Origin of the sequence: Kitasatospora sp. MBT66 (genome assembly GCF_000710405.2) — a bacterium.
GTDB classification, from domain to species: Bacteria; Actinomycetota; Actinomycetes; order Streptomycetales; family Streptomycetaceae; genus Kitasatospora; species Kitasatospora purpeofusca.
On sequence record NZ_JAIY01000004.1, the window covers coordinates 312,790 to 313,249 of the forward strand.

1 protein-coding gene is annotated in these 460 nt (G+C 82.2%); it reads right to left on the reverse strand.

Annotated features, from left to right (window positions below):
* Positions 1–219: hypothetical protein (locus tag BI06_RS52870; RefSeq protein WP_051740471.1), on the reverse strand; the 219-nt coding region annotated here is incomplete at its 3' end.
* Positions 220–460: the final 241 nt, after the last annotated feature.

The following is a 460-nucleotide window of genomic DNA, read 5'->3' on the forward strand; positions in this document are numbered from 1 at the left end:
GACCCGCCCCGACAGGGCCGCACTCTCCCCGGTCGTCGGCCGGCGCCGCGGCGTCCTCCCGGCGGCCCGCCCCCGGCGCGGCCGCTCCTCCTCGTCCAGCAGGGCGGCCGCCCTCCGACCCGCACGCCACCGGCGCCGGGCCCGGCCACCGGCCGTCGCTCCCGCCAGCACCGCCACGACGCACACCAACGGCGCCGCGCGCTCGGTCACCCACTCCATCCGTGTCCCTCCTCCCGCCCGACTCCCTCCTGCGTGACCACCACTGCGCCCACCGCTGCGGCCGCCCTCGCGGGCCGGCACGCGCCCCGGCGCCACCACGCACGCCCGACCCAGCACCCGGGTCACCACGGCAGCACCTCCCGCCGGAACGCCCCGCTCGGCCGCGCCGGCCCGGACCGGGCGCGGACCCGGGTGCGGGTGATCCCGCAGCGCCACTCCTCGGGCCCCTCCCCGCCGCTCC